Raw genomic sequence first — 22,891 nt, 5'->3', positions numbered from 1 at the left:
GCCCGGCTATTATTATGCACCTAAAACACTAATAAGGTAATCGATCTGGTTGTCCCAGATCAATTTTTTCTCTGCGAGAAGATCGTCTGTTGTAAAATCGGTAATGGAGAGTGCAACGTCATTGGTAAGTTCATCCTGAACAATTTCCATCTCAAAGTAGCATTGAGGTTCATCGTCAAGCCATTTGAACTTCACTAATTTGTTTTCTTTTATAGAAACCAGCTTAGCTTTTTGTTGTTCATCGTCCCAAGTAAAAGTAAACACCTGATCGCGGAAAATCACATCATCGGCAAACCATTGTGAAAGGCCATTAGGCTCACTAATAAAACTATACAATATTCTTGGTGACGATTTAACCTCGTACTCGAGCGTAAATTTTTTCTTATCTGCCATGTTAATTCATTACCAGAATAAATCCGGACTTAATTTTTTTTATTTTATTTTTCTAAAGAAAGGTAAATTATTCTATATTTGCAACTCCAAAAAATAACCACCTAAAATATTTGATAATATAGCAAATATTTTTTACCCGGCGGGGTAGCTCAGATGGTTAGAGCGCAGGATTCATAACCCTGAGGTCGGCAGTTCGATCCTGCTCCCCGCTACTAAAATGGCAAAAAGCCTTGAAGTTCGAACTCTTTCGTTGAAAGAAGCTCAAATTCAAGGCTTTTTCATTTTATGATATTTCATAATAGAAATCAGGATTTTTTATAAACGCCTTATCTATTGAAATGGTCAAAAAAAAGTCCCGGCCAATGGCCAGGACTTGTATTCCCAAAACAGCTTTATTCTATTTATCGCTATTTTTCTTTTCTGTTACCTCGGCTCTGATTTCCTGAGCTAAAACTTTCAAATCCTGCATTGCTTTACGAACACGTGTACCTGCTGCTGCATTTCCACCATCATAAAATTTTGCAGCATCAGCCTCAATTGCTGATACTAATTCTTTTACTTTTTCAAATTTTTCCATAACTGTTTTCTTCTCACCAGCGAACTGGTTTGTGTATTTTGTAAATTGATTTCGCTATTAAACGATTTGCAAAGGTAATAATTGCGCTTAAACGGCCAAATTTTGAAATGCAGAACTCTTTTATCATTGTTTTGTCGAACAATTTTCGAAATGATATAACCTCTATAGAATAAATCTATGCGTGCTGAGTTGGCATTTACTTTCCTAAGACCCATAAAATTCAGGAATGGGTGTGTTGATTTATGGCTGTTGAAATAACAAAAATCCAGACTATTTTTTACAAATTGCGATTTCCCTTTTTTATGAGACACGACCAGAACAGTGAACTAACCACCAAACCGCACTACCCTATATTAGATGGCCTTCGTGGCATCGCAGCCATTATTGTTGTCACCTTCCACTTAACGGAACCTCTTGGAACAGGGCATCTGGATATTCTGGTGAATCATGGCTACCTGGCAGTAGATTTTTTCTTTTTACTCTCTGGATTTGTAATGGGCTATGCTTATGACGACAAGTGGCCTAAAATGACCTTTGGAAATTTCATGAAGCGCCGTGTGGAACGTCTTCAACCCATGGTGATTTTGGGTATGACCCTTGGTGCTATCGGATTCTATTTTACAGATTCTACTATATGGCCGCTTATCCATACCATCCCTTTGTGGAAAATGTTGCTGGTGTTACTAATTGGGTATACCATACTTCCCGTTCCATTGTCGCTGGATATACGCGGGTGGCAGGAGATGCATCCACTGAACAGCGTGGGCTGGTCGCTTTTTTTCGAATATATTGCCAATATACTTTATGCGGTGTGGATCAGAAAGTTTTCTAAAAATGCATTAATTATATTGGTTGTCATCGCTGCAATTGCGCTGGCATACCTGGCCATTACCAATGGCGATGTTAGTGGTGGATGGACATTGAATGTGGAACAGGTGAAGGTGGGTATAGTCCGGACGATGTATCCCTTCTTTGCCGGTTTATTGCTTTCCCGTATTGCAAAGCCAACCCGGATTAAAAATGCATTTTTATGGTGTAGCCTTTTAATAGCAGTGGTTTTGTATATGCCACGTATTGGTGGAGCGGATCATCTCTGGATGAACGGCATTTACGAATCCGTGTGTATTATTGTTGTTTTTCCACTGATCGTATACCTTGGCGCAAGCGGTATCATTCAGGGTGAACGTGAAAAAAGAATCTGTAAATTTTTAGGAGATATTTCTTATCCGCTTTATCTGGTGCATTACCCAATCGTATATTTTTATGTTGCCTGGATCAGCAACAATAAAGGCACTACAATTATCCAGGCCTGGCCTTATGCCTTACTAATTTTAATGGGAGGGATAGTTCTGGCTTATGCTACATTGAAATGCTATGATGAACCTGTTCGTAAATGGCTAAGAAGAAAGTTAGTCTAAATCTGCAAGCTCATAGGATTGATAGCATCTTCAAGATATAAGATGTGAGGCCAGAAAGATCAATACTGACGCCAGGAACGGCGATAGCCCTTTAGGGCTACTGAACAAAATGGACAAAACTTTGTCGTTAAAAATCTGTTACTTTAATCAATGAAAACGATTTTTACGCTCTCCTTTCTGCTATTTAGCCTATCTGTTCTTGCACAAAGCAAACAGGACATCCCAAATTCAAACCTTGAGATTGCCGGCGTATTGAGCGATACAGACGAGGAGACCATGCCAGTTATTGCGGAGAAAATTACCGCGAAAATTGAGCATAATGAGCTTTACGAGAACTCTAAAGGAATGATGATCTATCCTAAGTTTAAGATAGACAACAGATGCGGAAAAGAGGTAATGCTTAGAGTTAAACTTTACCGCGAAGGCAATAGTGTGATGCAATGCATGGAAGACCAGGCATTACAGTTGAGTGATGAAGGAGATCCATTTATTTTTATTCCTTACTGCAGCCTTAATTTAGAAAAGAATAAGGTACATAAAATCCGTTTTGAGCTTCAGGCTTATTGCCAGGGAAAGCTATTGAAACGGAGTACGTCTTACAGAGCAATCATCAATATGTTATAATCATTAAGGCCTGTGTTTCTCAAATAAGAACACAGGCCTTAATCTTAAGTATTGATCTGGACTATTTTACCGACCAGTACGGAGATTCAGTACGCGCCGTAAGCAGATAATTTTCTATCTTTTTTACTACTTCAGGCTGTTCAGAAGCAATATCGCGTGTTTCGCTAATATCGGTATCAAGGTTATAAAGCTCCAGTTTATTGTGGCGCTTTACTCCTTTCCATTTGCCATAACGTACTGCCTGTTCAAACCCCTGTTCAAAAAACTCCCAGTAGAGGAAACGATCCTCCTTCGACTTTTCTCCTTTAATTGCGGGATAAATACTGGAGCCATCAGTTTTGAAACCTGTTGTTTTGCCAGCAATTTCTCCGAATGTTGGCATAATGTCGGCAAAGTAGCCTGGTACATGACTTACTTTCGGTGCGTTTTTAATAAAGGGTGCCCAAACCACAAATGGCACTCTGATTCCACCTTCATATACATCGCGCTTGTATCCTTTAAGCTGACCATTTGAATCGAAAAATTCTGACACTGCCTTTAACTGTGATGTGGGTTCGGAACGGGGACCATTATCAGAAGCGAAAAACACAATGGTATTTCTCGACAAACCACTTTTCACCAAGTAATCTTTAACTTTTGCAACGGATTGATCCAGGTAATAAACCATAGCTGCATAAGTTCTCATGTCTTCCGGCCAGTCTTTATTTTTATAGATCGCCTGATCGGGCACATCCAGCGGAGAATGTGGGTTATTAAAATTGAGCATCAGAAAGAAAGGTTTTTTGTTATCTTTTTTAGTTTGGAGATAAGCTAATGCTTCATCTGTACACAAATTGGTTTCGTAGTAACCTTTTCTTTGATTGGTATTAGGTTCAATCGTTTCGAGCTTCCCATTTACGAAACGCTTTTCGGGCCAGTAGGTGCTGGCATAAGTTTCGGGAATATTAATCAGCCAGCCCGAGAATTTATTAAAACCACGTTGCAGCGGTGTAGCCAGCGAATCATAACCATCTACGTGCCACTTGCCTACCAGCGAAGTTTCGTAACCGGCATCCTGCATTAAGTTTCCGATGGTGTAATCATCTTTCGTGAGGTTAGCCCTGTAAACCACATTCTTGCCCTTTTTACCTGCAATACCCCCATGATCTGTAGCATTCCCCCTGATGGTGGCGTGCCCGGTATTCAAACCTGTCAGCAACGACCCGCGGGAAGGAGAACAAACAGGTGCACCAGCATAGAAGTCAGTAAATTGCGTTCCTTCTTTTGCCAGTTTATCGATATTGGGGGTTTGAATGAGTTTTTGTCCGTAAATGCCAACGTCACCATAACCTAAATCATCGGCCAGGATGAAAACAATATTAGGTTTCTGGCCGCTCTGCTGCTGAGCAAATACCATGTTGCTCACCAGCAGCATTAAACAGAAAGGCAATAATTTCTTTATCATCATATTTATTTAATTTATAAGCATTTGGGCTTAACGCTAATTATAACCCGGATTTTGGGTGTATAAGCCAGGTACCGTTTGCAGTTCACTTGCCGGAACTGGATAGATTACATAATTGGCCACAATGGGATTGATCTTCGTAATGGCATCGGCTGTTCTCCACGCATTCATTTGCGTTACAGCCAATCCCGACCTTACCAGATCGTTCCATCTCAGTCCTTCGCCTAAAAACTCCCTTTGCCTTTCCTGCATCAGTGTTTCGAGGGTAACATTAGCTATGCTCCCCACGCCTGCCCTGTTCCTTACCCTGTTCACTATGGCATCAACATCAGCCTGCGTTCCGGCAGCACCGTGCAAAATACATTCGGCTTTCATCAGTAAAATATCGGTGTAGCGCAATACGATAAAGTTTACCGGCCAGTCTTTGCCACTTGTTCCTTTTTTCGAAATATCGATATATTTTTTGATAAATGGGCCAACTGTGTAGGCGGTGGCTACGTTGAAAGGATAACGCAGATCTGTTCCGCTTACGGTGTTAGTGGTGTATGATGTTACCAAACTTTTAGAAACGGGAAAAGTGCTGGCGCCATAACCATTTCCATAACTGTTCGAAATGCCCTGCCCTGTCCAGTATGCCACAGGTACAAGATGGGATGGAAAGCCGGCGCCGTTTAAGCTCGAAGCAAACTGTACATCAAAGACGACCTCAGGATTATTTTCATTGGAATACGAAAAGATATTGGTATAGCTGGTTCCAAAACTATACGGGCTTCCTGTGATGATCTGATCAAATAATGCCGCTGCCTTTGCATATTCATTGCTGTTTAATCCCGGCCCACTGATACTATAGGTAGGGCCTGATTTTGTAAGATAAACCAAACCCAGAAGTCCTTTTGCAGCATAAGAAGTTGGCCGCCCGAGATCGACACCTGTAAAAGAAGCAGGTAAATTGCTTGCCGCAAATTGCAGATCTGATTCGATTAATGCATATACATCGGCAACGGGACTGCGTGGAATTGTGGCCACCTCAGCAGCGCTTTTTACAGTAGATACCAACGGAACCTGACCGAAAGTACGCACCAGCGAGAAGTAATAGAACGCCCTGAGGAATTTAACCTCTGCCTGATAGCGCGTTGCATTGGCCACGGTTAAAATACTTCCCTTACTTTCTAAGGCAGCTAAAACCGTATTGGCGTTATAGATACCGTTGAAGTTGGCCTTCCATGCGGTTGAAATAAAACCTGTTGTGGCAATATCGGGTGTAAAGTTATTAATGCCGTCCCAATCACGGTTACCATCGGAGGTAGCGTTTAAGTTATCGCTACGCATTTCACTTAACCATAGGGCCTGGCTTGGGTAATTGCTCAATTGCGAATACACACCATTTACGGCCTGCAGGAAATCGTTGTTATTGGTAAAGAAGTTTTCGGTTGCCAGGCTAGATACCGGTAACTGATCTAATTGCTTATCACAGCTGCTGAATATTAGCAGAAGCGTAAAAAGACTTAAATATGTTTTTGTTTTCATTACTGTAATCTCTTTTAAAAACCGATGTTTAGACCAATGGAGGCAGTTTTACTTAATGGCAGTGAGCCATAATCACCCGAAATGGCATAACTGGTGTCACCACTCACATTGGTGTTTTGTGCTTCCGGATTTGCGCCTCCTTTATATTTATCATGAGAGAAATAGTTTTCGAGTGCGACGTAAATTCTTGCCGACGAAATAAACGGGGTTTTAAACAGTTTTTTCAGATCATATCCAAGCGTGATATTTTGTACACGGAAAAAATCGGTTGAGTAAACCCAGTCTGATGTGACCTGAGGATAGGTATAACTTGCGCCAAGTTTGCCTCTTGGCGCACTGTAATCCTGATTGGTGGTTGACCATCGATCTCTCCACACGCCTAAAACATTTGCTGTGGTGCTTCCCGAAAAATCGATTGCCCTGCCTAGATAAGATAGGATTGAGCCTCCTTGCTGGCCATAGAGCTGAATACCCAAATCAAAGCCTTTGTATTTAAAGTTGTTTGACCATCCCCAGGTATATTTTGGTGTTGGCTGTCCGCCAATTACCCGATCGGCAGCGGTAATTTTACCATCGCCATTATTATCAACATATTTCGCATCTCCAACGGTTTGTCCCGTTACTTTGGCCACACCTGGGTTGGCAATGTCAGCTGCTGTTAAAATCCCATCAGTTTTGGTAATGTAATAACTGAATGCAGGTAAGCCTTCTTTTAGCAAATACGGGGCATTACTTCCGCTATAAGCTGATGCAATCTGAATATCGGCATGTGTGGGACCAAGATCGGTTACCTTGTTTTTGTTGAAAGAAATATTCGCATTCATCGTCCACTGAAAATCAGAAGTTTTGATGTTTACGGTGTTAAGGCTAAACTCTAAGCCCGTATTTACCACTGCACCAATATTCTGAAGACTGGTACTGAAACCGCTTGCCGAAAGTACCGGCAGATTCAGCAGCAAATCGGTATTCTTTTTATGATAGGCATCAAAAGTGAAGTTAATCCTGTTGGCTAATAAACTAAGATCCAGGCCTAAATCGTAAGTGCTGGAAGTTTCCCATTTTAAAGCTTTGTTTGCCAAGCCGGAAACCACCTGCCCGGTTGCAGTTGTTGGTGTGTTTCCGCCGAATACATAATTAGAACTAACCAGGGTACTGATGGCGTTATAATCGCCGATATTGTTGTTACCCGATTTACCCCAGCTCAACCGAAGCTTCAGATCGCTGATTGCTTTGACGTTTTTAAGAAAGGTTTCTTCCGAAATTTTCCATCCGGCAGATAGTGAAGGGAATGTACCCCATCGGTTCTCTGAGCCGAATTTAGATGAGGCATCTCTTCTGATACTTCCAGAGAAAAGATACTTATCCTTATAAGAATACTGTAAGCGGCTATAGTATGAAAACAGCGTATTATTCGATTCGGTAGAGGTACCGGTTAAGGTTACCCCTGCTGAGTTTGCAATGGCATTACTTAAGGTTTTTACAATGTCATTTGCAAAACCGCCGGCTGTTGCCAAACTTGCGCCTTCCAGGTGAACAATGTTATAGGATACCCCTGCAAGCGCCGTAAGCTTGTGGTTTTCGGCAAAAGTTTTGGTATAGCTTAAGGTGTTTTCATTCAGGAAATTCTGTTTTTTGTTTACAATATAAGCACCTGTTGAATAAAGACCCGGACTGGTGGCGAGGCTTGAAGCAGCACCTACGGTTACCTGATCAGATTTATACTGCGAGTTATTGCGGTCGATATTATCGTAATTTAAGGTCGACTTTAGCGATAGCCCATCGATGATCTGATATTCACCGTAAACGGAGGTAAGCAACCTGGAGGTTTTAATGGTATTGATTGCGGTTTCCAGATAAGCGTAAGGACTGATTAATCTTGGACTTGCCCAGGTATACGTACTGTTGCCATAAGCGCCGGTGTTTAACCCAACTGAACTTTCGACCACCGGAACCATTTGGAGGGCATTCATCAGCTGATTATCTTTTCCTTCTCCGGGCGCAGCATTGTTTACCGAATATGAGGGCGCGAGGTTAAGTCCGAATTTAAGTTTTTTACTGGCATTAGCCTCGATGTTTGCTCTTAAACCATAGTTTTTATAGTTGGAATTGATGAGTATTCCATTTTGGTTAAGGTGATTGGCAGAGATAAAATAGTGGACATTTTCTGAGCCTCCGCTTGCCGAGATTTCATAATTCTGATAAGGTGCCTGCTGATAAATGGCGTCTTGCCAGTCAACATAATCCAGGCCGGGGTGTCCGTCCTGCGCCCAGCGTGGATCGGTCATATAACTGGTATTTATAGTACCTGCTGCAAGTCCGAGGATAGCTGCCCTTTGTGCATTGGTTTGTGAAGCTGTTCTTCCGGTGCCCGAAGCCACCCAGGCTGCGTTTGCGAGTTGTGTAGCCTGTGCTACCCATTCGTCGGCACTTAGCATATCTACCTTTCTGGATACACTGGCAACACCTGCATTGGCATTAACACTAATTTTCGCCTTCCCTGTTACCCCTCTTTTAGTGGTAATGATCACCACGCCATTGGCTGCCCTCGATCCGTAAATGGCACCTGCTGCTGCATCTTTCAGCACCTGAACGCTTTCAATATCGTTAGGGTTAAGGTTATCAAGGGGACTATTATTAATACCACCTGCCGAATTCTGACTGGCTATATCCAGTGGAAACCCATCGAGAACGTACAATGGTTCATTGCCGGCTGTAATCGATCCGGCACCACGTACCTGAATGCTCAGGGCAGCGCCAGGCATACCACTTTGCTGCCTTACCTGTACGCCCGACAGCTGACCAATTAGCGCCTGTTCTACTCTGGCGATTGGTTTTTCCTCAACGGATTTGGCATCGAAACTGGCAACAGCACCTAACACGTTCCCTTTTTTCTGAGTCGCATAGCCTACCACTACAAATTCCTGTAAAGAGTTGCTTTCAGGTTCCAGCTGAACGGTTAATGTTTGCCCGGTATAAAGCACTTCTTTGGATTTATAACCAATGTAGGTAAACTGCAGCGTGGCATCATTCTGTTCTGTAGTCAACCTGAAATCACCATTATTATCGGTAGATACCGCTTGCCTGGTACCTTTAATTCTCACACTAACCCCGGCAAGTGGAAGCTTTTTCTCATCTACAACCTTTCCCTGTATGGTGATCGCGTTGATGTTCCTACGGTTTGAGCGGGTTGGTGTGTAGGTATGAAATGAATGATTAATTTCAGTATTATTTCCTTTAGCCAGTGCTGAGAACGGAGCCAATGAGGTTAACAGAAAGAATCCTGTGAGTCCGGTGAGCAAAAAAGGTTTGGTCAATAATGAGCTTTGAGAGTCCTTCCAGGACTTTCCGCTTATTTTCATAATTATAATAGTTTGTGCTAATTATGATACTGCTAAAGAAGATATTAAAGTTGATAGTCTCCCGCAATTTTCATAAATTTAACAAGATTCATGGAATAGTTTGACCGGACGCAACGCCAATTGATAGCCGGTTAAATGATTGTAATCGGGGAAAATGGATTACATTTTCCCTTTTCTAATGTGTATTTATGTTTTGCTTTATTTCCTCCTTTCTACTCTTCAACATCGATAATTGAAGGTATTTTAATGGTGTTTTATCACACACCGGTATTTCTTTTTTTTAACGTTTCAAGAGCGACAACAACAGCGACCGTTGTTAGATAGTGTCAAATATACATTAAGTCTATGTATTTGATAGAATATTTTTAAATGTTTTAGTAACATTTATTATAAATATGTCCATGATGGCTTCTAATCCTCTTTGTGAAACTTTTTTTTGAATTCGGAAGAGCGTGTTAAGAATTAAGCCCCTACGTTAATAGCCAATATTTTTAACTTCCTTTTAAGATTGGTTCCTTATTTTTGTTTATGTTCAAAATCGGAGTCGCAGAAGATGATCCTAAAATTTCAGCACTTCTGAAGTCAGCTTTAGAAGAAAACGGGTACGAAGTACTATCGGCAGCAGATGGAATAAGTGCTTTGCAACTCTTTTCGGCTTCCGTTTTTAACCTGTTGATTATTGACATTATGATGCCGGGGCTGAACGGATTACAGCTTTGTAAAAGAATCAGAACAACCGATCAGCAAACACCAATACTGATGCTTACAGCTATGGGAAGCATTGAAGATAAGGTTACGGGACTGGAAACTGGGGCTGATGATTATCTGGTTAAACCGTTTCACCTGCGGGAACTTCTGGCAAGGGTAGCTGCTATGCTGAGGCGCCAGGGGCAAGAGACAAATGAGCACCTGATTTGCTTTGAAGACTTGTGCCTGAATACCCAAAGCAAGGAAGTAAGCAGGGGCGGCAAGCTTATTGACCTTAGCGCCAAAGAATTTACACTGCTTGAATTGTTCATGAATAATCCGAACCGCCTGCTTTCAAGGCAATTTATTGCTGAAAAAGCCTGGGATATTAATTTTGAAACCGGAACGAATGTGATTGATGTTTATATTAATTTTCTGCGAAAGAAAATTGATAAAGGTTTCGAACGGAAGCTCATTCACACCAAAATAAATATGGGGTATATTTTAAAATAGATGAAGATCAAAGACCGCATTGCTTTATACTTTACATTGATTACCACCTCAATGCTTCTGGCTGTGCTTTGCGTAATCTACTTTACCTTCATGAAGTTTTTACAAGCTGATTTTTTTGAACGGCTTACCGATCGCACTATGGTTACTGCGAAACTTTATTTAGAAGCAGATGAAATCAGCCGCGATGCCTTAAACAGTGTGAGGCATAAATACCTGCAGAAGCTGAATGGTGAGGTAACCCGAATTTACGATTACAAAAACAGGGCGACGTTTATCGGCGATACGACCCAATACTGGACAAAAGCGACCATAGATAAGGTGAGAAAGAACGGCAACCTTAAATACGTTGATGGCCAGAGACAGGTAGTTGGAATTTACTATAAAGATAATCAGGGGGATTTTGTAATCCTTGCTTCGGCTGATGATCAGGGATCGCATAACCGTTTAAGCAAGCTGCTTAAAATTATGATTTTTGTATTTGTTTTGATCTCTGTTGTAGTGCTGATATTAAGCAGATGGATTGCGGAGAAAATGCTCAAGCCACTCAAAAATCTGACTAACGAGGTAAAACAGATTGATGCACGCAACATGGAAGTAAGGCTGGGAACTACTAAAAACAAGGATGAAATTAACCTGATAGCTGAAAGTTTTAACCAACTGATGGGCGAGCTTGAACAGGCTTTTATTCTACAGAAAAGCTTTGTTGCCAATGCTTCGCATGAACTGAGAACGCCGGTAACCCGGCTGATGATGACCGCTGAACTTGCCCTTTCCAAAGACCGGGAGATCAAAGCTTACCGCGAGGTGCTATTGTCGGTTCTTGAAGATGCCGAAAAAATGGAACACATTATCAACGGCCTTCTGGCACTCGCTAAAATGGATCTTGAGTTGATTAAATCGCAAAGCTATCCTATTTCTTTAAACGAAGTACTAAAAAAAACACAATACGAATGGCAAATCAATAAAGTCCTTCCCCTTGAACTTGACCTATCAGGAGCATCTCATGAGCAGGCATTTATTTTAGCGAACCATATTTTACTGCAAATTGCTTTAGACAATATTATCTCTAACGCTTTTAAATTTTCCGATGGACATCGGGTTATCTGTTCGGTCCGGGAAAATAATCAGCATATCCAGATCACCATAACAGATCAGGGTATCGGAATCCCGGCCTCAGAAAAAGAGGAAATTTTTAAAGCATTTTATACGCGTGCTGCGCAAGCGGGGCTGCAAGGTGAAGGAATGGGGCTATACATGACTAAAAAAATCATTGAGCTATTTCATGGCACCATTGATATATCCGATAATGAAGATGCCGGATCAACTTTTACCCTAAACTTCCCAAAGCTTTAACTCGTCTTTAATTTGAGTTTAATGCCGCTTTAATGCGGCTGAAATAGCTTTGCCGCATGAGACAAATATGTTTTTTGCTGCTGATTTTTTTAGCATTACAGTCCGGAAAGGGCCTGGCACAAACCGATACCCTCCGACTGGATATTAAACAGGCTGAATATCTTTTCAGGAAACAGAATTATGATTTACTGGCTGAAAATTTTCAAATCGACCAGGCCAGGGCAGATATTATTACTGCCAGATTGTGGGATAATCCTGAACTGGAACATGAAAATCTTTTCTACAACCACGAAACCAAAAAGTTTCTGCAAACCTCATACGAATACGGACAATTTGCCAGTTCGGTCTCACAGTTGTTTAAGCTGGCAGGTAAGCGGAATAAAAATATTAAAATGGCGCAGTTTGGAGTTAAAATGGCCGAATTTGCCTACTTCGATCTGATCAGGACATTGAGCTTTGAATTGCATCACACTTTCTATAATGCCTATTTTACCCAACAATCGGTACGGATTTACCAGCAACAGATCGAAGCAACAAGCCAGTTACTAACGGCTTACGAAGTACAGATGAAGATGGGCAATGTGGCACTTAAAGATGTGATCAGGATTAAATCGTTAATACTCAATCTAAAGTCGGAATTGACATCGGTGCTCAACGAGCTTGAGGACAACCAGAGAGATTTAAGGCTAATTTGTGGATTAACACCTTCAGCGGCAATCGAGCTGCAGCTTTCAGCTCCCGGAAATGATATTTCAATTTCCAGCCTCCACTATCAGTCGTTAGTCGATTCTGCCCGTGTAAACCGCTCAGATTTAAAGCTTGCAAAAACTGATCTTGAATTTCAGAAAATGAACCTTAAACTCCAGAAGGCCATGGCTATTCCTGATGTAGAACTTTCTTTGAGTTACGATTTGAAAGGTAATTATCCTGAAAAATACACCGGATTGGGCATAAAAATTCCCTTGCCTCTTTTTAACCGCAATCAGGGTGAGATTAAAAAAGCAATGACCGGAATCGACGCCTCTGAGAACAACATCAGGAAACAGGAATCTATACTTGAGAATGAAGTATTCAATGTTTATAAAACCGTTTTCAGAAATGAAAAGCTCTGCAATGAAATTGATCCATCGTTCAGTACTGATTTTGATAAACTGATCAGCGCACTAATTAAAAATTTTAAAGCCAGGAACATCAGCCTCATTGAATTCCTGGACTTATTCGATTCGTATAAAGAAAACTCACTCCAACTCAACAAGCTTCAGCAAAACAGAATGAATGCCAGAGCTGAACTCAATTTTGTAACCGGGACAACCATTTTCAGATAAACATGACACTTATTAGCCATAAAATCAAAAGCATACTGATGCTTTCAGCCATCAGCTTCGGCATCGCCTGCACAAATCATAAATCAGAAGGGGTAAAAGAGAAATTTGCCATTACCGATTCCTTGCTCAATCGCTTATTAATTGATACTGTACAACAAGCCAATGGAAAATCAAACCTGGTGTTCTCGGCCAAAATCACTGCGAATGAGGAAAAAAAATCTGATCTCTATCCTATGGTTAGCGGATCGGTAAACCGCGTAAATGTAAGGCTGGGAGATAAAGTGGCTGCCGGGCAAACACTTGCCAACGTACTAAGTGCAGAGGTATCTGGATTTGATAAGGACGCCATATCTGCTACAGCAGAGTTCAAAAATGCGGAGAGAACACTGAGTCAGGCTGAACAGCTTTTTGAAAGTGGCTTATCGTCGTCCAGGGAGCTTGAAGAGGCGAGAAATGATTTTAAGATCAAGAAAGCTGAATTAAAAAGAGCCAGCGCTGTTTTAAAACTAAATGGGGGAAGCAGCTCGGGCATGTACGCCATCAAATCTCCAATTGGTGGATTTGTGATCGAAAAAAACATTACTGATCATATGCAGATTCGCAGTGATAACGATAAAAGCCTGTTTACCATCGCCGACCTTTCAAACGTTTGGGCAATGATCAATATTTACGAGTCAGACATCTCCAAAATTAAAGCCGGTGATGAGGTGGAGCTTTCTACGCTCTCCTATCCGGATGAAACATTCAAGGGGAGAGTAGATAAAATTTACAACCTCATTGACCAGGAAAGTAAGGTAATGAATGCCAGGGTAGTGATTCCAAACCCTCGTTTTTTACTAAAACCCGGAATGTTGGGAACAGTGAGGGTTAGCGGAAACAATAATGTAAATCTACCGGTAGTAAACTCAAGAGCGGTAATTTTCGATGACAATAAGAATTATGTTTTATTGATTACAAAAGACCGGAAGGTAAAGATACAAGCCATAGAAATTGGCAGAAAAGCAGGCGATAAGATTTATATCAGTAAAGGCCTGCAGCCCGGAGATAAGTTAGTTGCATCTAAACAGGTTTTCCTTTTTGAAAGTTTAAAATCCCAATAATCCCTTCTGTATGAATAAAATCATTAAAAATGTGATCGGGTTTGCACTGAAGAACAAATATTTTATATTTTTTGCAACCTTTATTTTAATCCTGGCGGGATACCTCAGTTTTAAAAATACAACCATTGATGCTTTCCCGGATGTTACAAACACTAATATTACCATTATTACTCAATGGCCTGGAAGAAGCGCTGAAGAGGTAGAAAAATTTGTGAGCCGGCCGCTTGAAATTGCGATGAACCCAACCGAAAAGCGAACCAGCATCCGTTCATCATCTTTATTCGGCCTTTCTATCGTTAAGGTAAGTTTTGAAGATGACGTCGATTATGCCGAAGCACGTGTTCAGGTGAACAACCATTTGGAAGAAGCAGATTTGCCGGAGGGTATTCAACCTGAGGTGCAACCACCATATGGTCCTACAGGCGAGATTTTTCGGTATACCTTATCCAGTGACCAAAAAACAGTGCGGGAATTAAAAACCCTCCAGGATTGGGTGATTCAGCGGGAGCTGTTATCGGTTTCCGGAATAGCTGATGTGGTAAGTTTTGGTGGAGAAGTAAAAACCTACCAGATTACAGTTGACCCGCAAAAAGCTATTCAATACGGCGTTAGTGCAACAGAACTTTTCGATGCCGTGTCTAAGAGCAATATCAATGTTGGCGGCGATGTGATTGTGCAAAGTAACCAGGCTTATGTAGTACGTGGAATTGGTGTACTGAATAACATCGATGAAATCAGAAATGTGGTAGTTGACAACATCAATGGGACACCTATTTACGTGAAAACGATTGCAGAGGTGGCTGAATCAGCTTTACCTCGACTGGGACAGGTAGGTAGAGATGATGATCCTGATGTGGTAGAGGGGATTATTGTGATGCGTAAAGGTGGCAATCCGAGTGAGGTTATTGCACGTCTGAAAGAAAAAATTAATGAGATCAATGCGAGTATTCTGCCTGACGATGTAAAGATCAAACCATTTTACGACCGCGAAGACCTGGTTAATTACTCGGTACATACCGTAATGGGAAATATGCTGGAGGGAATTTTATTTGTAACACTCATTGTTTTCCTTTTCATGGCCGACTGGCGTACGACATTGATTGTATCCATCATTATTCCGCTTGCATTGCTTTTTGCCTTTATTTGCTTAAAATTAAAGGGTATGCCAGCCAATCTGTTATCGATGGGGGCAATAGATTTCGGAATTATTATAGATGGTGCCGTGGTAATGGTAGAGGGAATATTTGTGGCCCTTGACATGAAAGCTCATCGCGAAGGAATGGACCGTTTTAATAAAATGAGCAAGCTGGGCATTATTAAAAAAGCCTGTCTGGAAAACGGTAAGGGAATTCTTTTTGCCAAGCTAATTATCATTACCGGCCTGCTTCCAATTTTTACCTTTGAAAAAGTAGAGGGAAAAATGTTCTCGCCACTGGCATGGACATTGAGCTTTGCGCTTCTCGGGGCCTTAATTTTAACCTTTACCCTTGTGCCGGCTTTATCGAGTGTTTTGCTAAAGAAAAACGTTAAGGAAAAGCACAATGTATTTTTGGTATGGATGACCTCCGTTACCCTAAAGTTTTACGACTTCTGTTTTAAGAGAAAACGTGCGGTATTTTTCAGCTCACTGATTGTGCTCATTCTAGGGGTTTTTAGTTTCAACTTTCTGGGGACGGAGTTCCTGCCCAATCTGGATGAGGGATCGATATATGTTCGGGCAACCGGCCCTTTGAGCATATCGTTGAATGAAACTAAAAAACTTTCGAATGAAATGCGTAAAATATTTCTGTCGTTCGACGAGGTAAAACAAGTCATGTCGCAAACTGGTCGACCAAATGATGGAACGGATGCTACGGGCTTCTACAATATGGAATTCCATGTGGATATCTATCCCAGGAAAGAATGGAAGCGAAAGCAGAGCAAGGAACAGCTGATTGAACGCATGCAGGAGAAACTAAAAAGTTTCCCTGGGATTAGCCTGAATTTTTCTCAACCCATATCAGATAATGTAGAAGAGGCGGTATCGGGTGTGAAGGGCTCGATTGTAGTAAAAATGTTCGGGGAAAACTTCGAATATATTGAACAGGAGGAAGAAAAAATCGAATCCATTCTAAAAACTGTTGATGGCATTGAAGATCTTGGAATTCTGAGGAACCTCGGCCAGCCGGAACTACAAATTAATCTCGATCAGAAAAAAATGGCGCTTTATGGGGTAAGCACCGCCGATGCAAACGCTGTGATTGAAATGGCCATTGGGGGAAAAGCGGCAACGCAAATTTATGAAGGGGAAAGGAAATTCGATCTGATTATACGGTATCCTGAAGATTTTAGAAGCGACGAGAGTTCGATCAGCAAGCTAAAGGTGCCTACCCTCTCAGGTTCAAATGTACAATTAGGGGAAATTTCGACTATCAGAAAAATCACCGGTCCCAGTATGATTTATCGTGATAAGCACAAGCGCTATGGGGCGATTAAATTTTCCATCCGTGGCAGGGATATGGGTAGTGTAATTGCAGAGGCTCAGGAAAAAGTGAATAAAGCCATTAAACTTCCAAAAGAATACAAGCTGGAATGGGCAGGTGATTTTGAGAACCAGCAAAGGGCGACAGCGCGGTTATCGCAGGCGGTTCCCATTAGCCTGGTGCTCATCTTCTTCATTCTCTTTGTATTGTTCGGAAATATCAAAGATGCCCTGCTGGTACTGAATAATGTTCCATTTGCCATGATCGGAGGAATTCTGGCACTACTTATTACCGACATTAATTTCAATATTTCTGCGGGTATAGGTTTTATTGCCTTATTTGGAATTTGCGTGCAGAACGGGGTGATCCTGATTACCAAATTCAAAACTAACATGGCCGAAATGAAACATCAACCAGAATGGACTTTCAATGATGCTATGCGCGACGGAATTGCAAGTAGATTCAGACCGGTTCTGATGACAGCTATGATGGCTGCCATAGGGTTGATGCCTGCGGCGCTTTCTACAGGAATTGGTTCTGAAGCTTCAAAACCGCTGGCGATTGTTGTCATTGGGGGCTTAATCACCAATACCTTATTTAACCTTTTTGTTTACCCAATCGTATTTTACTGGTCTTACCATAAAAACCTCAAAGCCGTGTAGGCTCAATGCAAAAAATTACAATAATAAGTCTATAAATTCTATGGGCTTATTATTGCAACCTTATCAATTTTCATAACTTTGCCTGTAACACAAAACAGATTCAAAGGCAATGGATGATGAGTTTTTCAGTCTACTGGCTGATCGGCCATTTTATGGCAACAATGTTCCTTCAAATGATACCGTCTCGAACTGGGCACTAAAGCTCATCCGCTTTCTGTATCCGGATAATCTGCAAAAATCCACCCCTGCTTATTTATTAAAAACAGAGGCACTGGTTTTGCAGAACGAACTTGCTGAAATCATCAAGGCTAATTGCGCAGCTGACAGCATTAATTGCACCGAGATTGCCTTGCATTTTTTCGATCACCTTCCCAAGCTCTATGCTATCCTCAACAGTGATATACAGGCGATATTTAATGGAGATCCTGCTGCACAAAGTGAATTTGAAGTGATACGTACCTATCCTGGTTTTTATGCCATTTGCTTTTACCGGATCGCGAATATCCTCTCTGTTGCCAGGGTGCCGCTGATTCCCAGAATCCTCACTGAACATGCACATTCAAAAACAGGTATCGACATCCATCCTGCCGCTACTATCGGTGCCTATTTCTATATCGACCACGGAACCGGAATTGTAATAGGGGAAACAACAGTTATTGGTAATCATGTAAAATTATATCAGGGGGTTACTTTGGGTGCATTAAGCGTCCGTAAAAATCTCGCCGGTGCTAAACGTCACCCTACAGTCGAAGACCATGTCATTATCTACTCTGGTGCAACCATTTTAGGAGGGGAAACGGTTATTGGCCATAACAGCGTTATAGGGGGGAACGTATGGATTACCGAAAGTGTCCTGCCCTACTCCACAGCCTATCATTCTCCAATTGTAACAGTAAGAAAAATTAACGAAACCAACGAAATATAAAATGGCAGGCATTATCGATTTAATCGGAAATACACCAATGGCTGAGCTCAGCCATCTTAATCCCAACAAAAATGTAAGGATATTTGCCAAGCTCGAAGGCAATAATCCCGGAGGAAGTGTGAAGGACAGAGCCTCATTAAATATGATTCGCAGTGCGATGGAACGCGGCGATATTACCGCGAATACCAAACTGGTGGAAGCGACCAGCGGCAATACCGGTATTGCGCTGGCGATGATCGCAAGTTTATTTGGATTAGAGATTGAATTGGTAATGCCAGCTAACTCCACACGCGAACGTACCTTAACCATGGAAGCATTCGGCGCGAAAGTAACCTTACTGGAAAGTATTGAAATCTGCCGTGATTACGCCGAGGAGAAAGGTGCAACTGAAGGTTATTATCTGCTCAATCAGTTTGCAAACAGTGATAATTACATGGCACATTATAAAACCACAGGGCCTGAAATATGGAAAGATACTGATCAGAAAATCACCCATTTTGTTAGCTCAATGGGTACCACTGGTACCATCATGGGCTGCTCACGCTTTCTGAAGGAGCAAAACAATGAAATCCAGATAGTAGGTTGCCAACCCACTGAAGGCGCATCTATACCAGGAATACGGCGGTGGCCAATCGAATATCTGCCAAAGATTTTCGAACCTGAACGTGTAGACCGCGTGATGGACATCACACAGGGGGATGCTGTAGATATGGCCAGAAAACTGGCTAAAGTGGAGGGAATATTTGCCGGCATGAGTACGGGAGGGGCCTGCTCTGCTGCCCTGAAGCTAGCTTCAGAACTTAATGAGGGTGTGATTGTTTTCATTGCCTGCGACAGAGGAGACAGATATTTAAGCAGTGATTTGTTTGGATAAGCGTTTGTAACAGATTGATTACTTTTTGGTAATTATCCTTATATTCGTGCATTCAATCACAAATGAAAAAATTAGTTTCAATAGTCATCCCTGCTTACAATGAAGCCGATAATATTTTCGTAATTGCAGAAAGCATTAAGCGTGTTTTTTCTACAATCCAATACGATTACGAACTCATTTTGGTGGATGATGGAAGTAAAGACCATACGCTGGAAAAAATAAGGGATTACGCCCTTACCGCAGAAAATATATTTTTCCTTGAATTTTCTAAGAACTTTGGTCATCAGTTGGCGGTAAAAGCAGGTATGGACCATGCTTTCGGCGACTGTGTCATTTCTATGGACTGCGATATGCAACATCCGCCGGAGATGATTCCAGAGATGCTTCAGAAATGGGAAGAAGGCTATGAAGTCGTTTACACAGTACGGGAAGAAGATAAAAGCCTATCGAAGGGTAAAAGAAGCTCCTCCAGTCTTTTCTATAAAATTTTAAACTGGCTATCTGACATTGAGTTAGAGCCCGGTGCAGCCGACTTTCGGTTATTGGACCAAAAGGTGGTCAACGTATTCAGAAATTTTCATGAAAATGAGCCTTTCCTGAGGGGACTCGTTAAATGGCTTGGTTTTAAACAGTATGCCGTCCGCTATCATCCGGCGGCACGGTTCTCAGGAAAAAGCAAATACACTGTTAAAAAGATGTTTCGTCTGGCCTTGCACGGCGTGACTTCATTTAGCATTAAACCCTTATATTCTGCTGTCTATTTGGGCTTTATATTGTCTTTCGCATCGGTCTTGTACGTCCCATACATTATTTATGCTTTTGCCAACGATGTGGAAGTATCCGGTTGGGCATCTGTAATCATGACCATCGTTTTTTTTGGAGGCTTGCAGCTAATCATCCTGGGTATCATAGGAATCTATGTAGGAAAGATGTTTATGCAAAGCAAAAACCGGCCTAATTATATTATTCGTTCAACCAATATTCAAAATAACTAAATGGTTCTTTTAAGTTTCGATATTGAAGAATTCGATATGCCTTTCGAATATGGGAAAGATATTTCCTTTGATGATCAGATCTCTATATCCAGAGCAGGCACGATATCTATTTTAGATTTATTGGATAAGCACCAGGTGAAAGCAACCTTTTTTTGTACAGTAACATTTGCTGAAAATATACCTGACCTGATTAAAAGAATTACAGATTCAGGGCACGAGCTGGCCTCCCATGGCTACTATCATTCAGATTTTAAGGTAGAGCATCTACGACAGTCGAAATTAAGACTGGAGGAATTATCAGGACAGAAGATTACTGGTTACCGTATGGCAAGGATGATGCCTGTAGATGAAAAGGAAATTGAAAAGGCTGGATATACATACAACTCATCAATTAACCCGACTTATCTTCCCGGGAGATACAATAACTTCCATATTTCTAGGACTTATTTTACCAAAGAAAATGTAATGCAGTTGCCGGCATCTGTTAGTCCATTGGTTCGTTTTCCATTATTCTGGTTGTCCTTCCACAATCTTCCGCTTTGGGCATATAAAAAAATGGCAAGCTGGACGTACAATCATGATCATTACCTGAATATCTATTTTCATCCATGGGAATTTACAGACCTGGATGATTTCGACAGATTTGGCTTTCCAGGCTATGTCAGAAAAGCTACAGGGAACAAAATGATCAAAAGAATGGATGAATTCATTTCATGGCTGAAATCAAAATCATATCCTTTCGGCACCATTCAATCCTTCATTTCTAATATAAAATAGGCCTTACGGATATGTTGCCGCTAGCTTAAGTGCATTATAAGCATTTACAACACCCCCACTTACGCAGATCTCGCTAAACAAGGCTTTCTCATTTTCACCTTTTTCATTTTTATACCTGACTTTGTGAAGCACTTTTGAAACAGACTTTATAATGATTTCCCTAACCTGAGCAGGTTTAAGGTGTGGATAATAGCTTAGAATAAGTGCGGCCAAGCCAGAAACTACCGGTGAAGCCATACTTGTACCATCTGCTTCTTCATATTTGCCGTCAGGTACTGTAGAATTGATCATGAAGCCTGGGGCAAATACATCTACATTATATTTTCCATAGTTAGAAAAATCTGCCTTCAGGTTATCATCGTCTTTATAAGCACTTGCACCAACCTCAATCCAGTTAGATGCATGGGGTAAGGAAAATTTAGCTGAATCAAGCGGCACAGGTTTAACTATTGGAGATCTGTTATAGCCAGGAGACATCCCCATCATATTGCCAGGTTGACCGTTACGTTTCGGAGGAACAAAATCAGGTTTAACAGCCATTTTATGAGCATCTTTGTAGGCATCCGCTTCTTTTCCCTCAAAATATTTGTTAGGGAAGTTCTCGTCAACATCATTATTCCGATAATCGTTACCGGCTGCATGTACCAGCAGCACACCTTTTTCCTCAGCATATTTAACGGCTTCATCGACTACTTTTTTATTCCACTTATAAGCTTTACCAAAACTCATATTGATCACTTTTGCACCGTTATCCACAGCATACCGAATCCCATTAGCCACATCCTTATCACGTTCGTCGCCAGTTGGCACCACGCGAATAGCCATGATGCTTACGCTATTGGCCACGCCCATAATCCCTAGCTCATTATTTCGGTTTGCTCCAATAATACCAGACACGTGTGTGCCGTGGAAAGCATCCGGACCTTTAACGTCGTTATTACCGTAGTCCTTTTGATCCGCATTTGAATAATCATCGCCAACCAAAGCCGAACGCATATCGTATTTAGGATTTAGGTTATATTTTAGCATGGCATCATACTGTTTATAGCCTTCCTTGATATTTTTATAAAACTTTTCAAAACTCCCATCTTCCCTCGCTCCCTTACGAATAATGGTTTTGACCTGTTGTTCAGTTTCGTCATCAGGTGTGTAACGGTCAATATCTTCAAAACTGGGAATATCCTTATGGTTAACTTTTGCTACCGAGTCAAGTACTTTATTGATCGCGAGCAGAACAGAAAAAGTATTACTTGCATCTTCATATTTCTTGCCGAAATCGCCAACCATTTTCTTATATAACCTGAACTCTTCTTTCTGGCTGCTATCAAGAGGTGTCAGGTTAGTTGTGGATTGATATTTCGGTGTATACATCCTTAAGAGCCTGACTAGTTCCAGATTATCGAATTCAAGATTACCCTTTTTTGAACCGATAAAGTTCCAGCCATGGATGTCGTCAATATATCCGTTTCCATCATCATCGATTCCGTTGCCAGGAATTTCTTTTGCATTGGTCCAGAGTACATCTTTCAAATCAGGATGGCTTGTATCTACGCCACCATCAATCACCGCTACTATGATATTCTGCTTAGGCTTAATGTCTTTCAGTAACTCTTTGTATGCTTTTTCGGTACTGATTCCGAAATAACCATTCTCCGTTAAATCCAGGTTAAACCAATTGGCGGGAAGTTTAACATTTTTACTTTGTGCGAAAAGGGATAGCTGGAAGCACAATATGAAAATGAGCGAGATTGATTTCTTGAAATTTAGAGGTATCATATGCAGATGTACGTATTACTACAATAATACGGTTTTATTGTATCTGACTTAAAAGAATTAGCATTTTTTAACCCTTTGCCTTAAACAAACCCCGTGGGGG

Annotated in this window: 17 protein-coding genes and 1 tRNA gene; 12 read left to right on the top strand and 6 right to left on the bottom strand. The window is 41.3% G+C overall.

Annotation, left to right across the window (positions count from 1 at the left end; genetic code table 11):
* Nucleotides 1-12 precede the first annotated feature (12 nt).
* Nucleotides 13-393 carry an START-like domain-containing protein gene (locus tag R2Q80_RS00090; RefSeq protein ID WP_316797630.1) on the bottom strand — a complete coding sequence of 127 codons (381 nt, stop codon included), beginning with the start codon at nucleotides 391-393 and terminating at the stop codon, nucleotides 13-15.
* A gap of 138 nt (nucleotides 394-531) precedes the next feature.
* On the opposite strand from R2Q80_RS00090, the gene R2Q80_RS00085 reads away from it, so the two are divergent.
* Nucleotides 532-605: transfer RNA gene (locus R2Q80_RS00085), tRNA-Met, on the top strand.
* A 185-nt stretch (nucleotides 606-790) separates the two neighbouring features.
* Here the strand turns inward: R2Q80_RS00085 and R2Q80_RS00080 are convergent.
* Nucleotides 791-970, bottom strand: coding sequence for a histone H1 (locus R2Q80_RS00080; RefSeq protein ID WP_316797629.1), 180 nt, complete (start codon nucleotides 968-970; stop codon nucleotides 791-793).
* Between the two features lie 302 nt (nucleotides 971-1,272).
* On the opposite strand from R2Q80_RS00080, the gene R2Q80_RS00075 reads away from it, so the two are divergent.
* Both R2Q80_RS00075 and R2Q80_RS00070 read left to right on the top strand, forming a co-directional pair.
* A complete protein-coding gene (locus R2Q80_RS00075; protein WP_316797628.1) occupies nucleotides 1,273-2,388 on the top strand; it encodes an acyltransferase in 1,116 nt (371 codons plus the stop codon).
* A 150-nt stretch (nucleotides 2,389-2,538) separates the two neighbouring features.
* Nucleotides 2,539-3,012, top strand: a complete 474-nt coding sequence (locus tag R2Q80_RS00070; RefSeq protein ID WP_316797627.1) for a hypothetical protein — start codon at nucleotides 2,539-2,541, stop codon at nucleotides 3,010-3,012.
* A gap of 61 nt (nucleotides 3,013-3,073) precedes the next feature.
* Here R2Q80_RS00070 and R2Q80_RS00065 read toward each other — a convergent pair whose 3' ends face one another.
* Genes R2Q80_RS00065 through R2Q80_RS00055 form a run of 3 tightly spaced genes read right to left on the bottom strand, consistent with a single transcriptional unit; the run spans nucleotide 3,074 to nucleotide 9,342 of the window.
* Nucleotides 3,074-4,459, bottom strand: a complete 1,386-nt coding sequence (locus tag R2Q80_RS00065; RefSeq protein WP_316797626.1) for an arylsulfatase — start codon at nucleotides 4,457-4,459, stop codon at nucleotides 3,074-3,076.
* A gap of 33 nt (nucleotides 4,460-4,492) precedes the next feature.
* Nucleotides 4,493-5,983, bottom strand: a complete 1,491-nt coding sequence (locus R2Q80_RS00060) for a RagB/SusD family nutrient uptake outer membrane protein (protein WP_316797625.1) — start codon at nucleotides 5,981-5,983, stop codon at nucleotides 4,493-4,495.
* Between the two features lie 14 nt (nucleotides 5,984-5,997).
* Nucleotides 5,998-9,342, bottom strand: a complete 3,345-nt coding sequence (locus tag R2Q80_RS00055) for a TonB-dependent receptor (RefSeq protein WP_316797624.1) — start codon at nucleotides 9,340-9,342, stop codon at nucleotides 5,998-6,000.
* Nucleotides 9,343-9,870: 528 nt separating this feature from the next.
* Between R2Q80_RS00055 and R2Q80_RS00050 the strand changes: the two genes are divergently transcribed.
* From R2Q80_RS00050 to R2Q80_RS00010, 9 genes are all read left to right on the top strand, one after another.
* Nucleotides 9,871-10,542 (top strand): response regulator transcription factor, encoded by a 672-nt coding sequence (locus R2Q80_RS00050; protein WP_316797623.1) that lies wholly within the window; start codon nucleotides 9,871-9,873, stop codon nucleotides 10,540-10,542.
* On the top strand, nucleotides 10,543-11,895 hold the full coding sequence (locus R2Q80_RS00045; RefSeq protein ID WP_316797622.1) for a sensor histidine kinase: 1,353 nt from the start codon (nucleotides 10,543-10,545) through the stop codon (nucleotides 11,893-11,895).
* Nucleotides 11,896-11,951: 56 nt separating this feature from the next.
* Complete coding sequence (locus R2Q80_RS00040; protein ID WP_316797621.1) at nucleotides 11,952-13,220, top strand: TolC family protein; 1,269 nt, start codon at nucleotides 11,952-11,954, stop codon at nucleotides 13,218-13,220.
* A gap of 2 nt (nucleotides 13,221-13,222) precedes the next feature.
* Nucleotides 13,223-14,320, top strand: a complete 1,098-nt coding sequence (locus R2Q80_RS00035) for an efflux RND transporter periplasmic adaptor subunit (protein WP_316797620.1) — start codon at nucleotides 13,223-13,225, stop codon at nucleotides 14,318-14,320.
* Between the two features lie 10 nt (nucleotides 14,321-14,330).
* Nucleotides 14,331-17,444, top strand: coding sequence for a CusA/CzcA family heavy metal efflux RND transporter (locus R2Q80_RS00030; protein ID WP_316797619.1), 3,114 nt, complete (start codon nucleotides 14,331-14,333; stop codon nucleotides 17,442-17,444).
* A gap of 109 nt (nucleotides 17,445-17,553) precedes the next feature.
* A complete protein-coding gene (gene epsC / locus R2Q80_RS00025; protein WP_316797618.1) occupies nucleotides 17,554-18,369 on the top strand; it encodes a serine O-acetyltransferase EpsC in 816 nt (271 codons plus the stop codon).
* A gap of 1 nt (nucleotide 18,370) precedes the next feature.
* A complete protein-coding gene (gene cysM / locus R2Q80_RS00020; RefSeq protein WP_316797617.1) occupies nucleotides 18,371-19,243 on the top strand; it encodes a cysteine synthase CysM in 873 nt (290 codons plus the stop codon).
* Between the two features lie 62 nt (nucleotides 19,244-19,305).
* Nucleotides 19,306-20,238, top strand: a complete 933-nt coding sequence (locus R2Q80_RS00015; RefSeq protein ID WP_316797616.1) for a glycosyltransferase family 2 protein — start codon at nucleotides 19,306-19,308, stop codon at nucleotides 20,236-20,238.
* Nucleotides 20,239-21,015 (top strand): polysaccharide deacetylase family protein, encoded by a 777-nt coding sequence (locus tag R2Q80_RS00010; RefSeq protein WP_316797615.1) that lies wholly within the window; start codon nucleotides 20,239-20,241, stop codon nucleotides 21,013-21,015. It begins immediately after the preceding gene.
* Between the two features lie 3 nt (nucleotides 21,016-21,018).
* Here R2Q80_RS00010 and R2Q80_RS00005 read toward each other — a convergent pair whose 3' ends face one another.
* The gene (locus R2Q80_RS00005) at nucleotides 21,019-22,791 is read right to left on the bottom strand and encodes a S8 family peptidase (protein WP_316797614.1); all 1,773 of its coding nucleotides are present in this window, start codon (nucleotides 22,789-22,791) and stop codon (nucleotides 21,019-21,021) included.
* Nucleotides 22,792-22,891 lie beyond the last annotated feature (100 nt).

Origin of the sequence: Pedobacter frigidisoli (assembly GCF_032678525.1) — a bacterium.
Taxonomy (GTDB): Bacteria; Bacteroidota; Bacteroidia; order Sphingobacteriales; family Sphingobacteriaceae; genus Pedobacter; species Pedobacter frigidisoli_A.
Note: the sequence above shows the minus strand (reverse complement) of the source record. Positions and strands in the feature narration are given on the sequence as shown.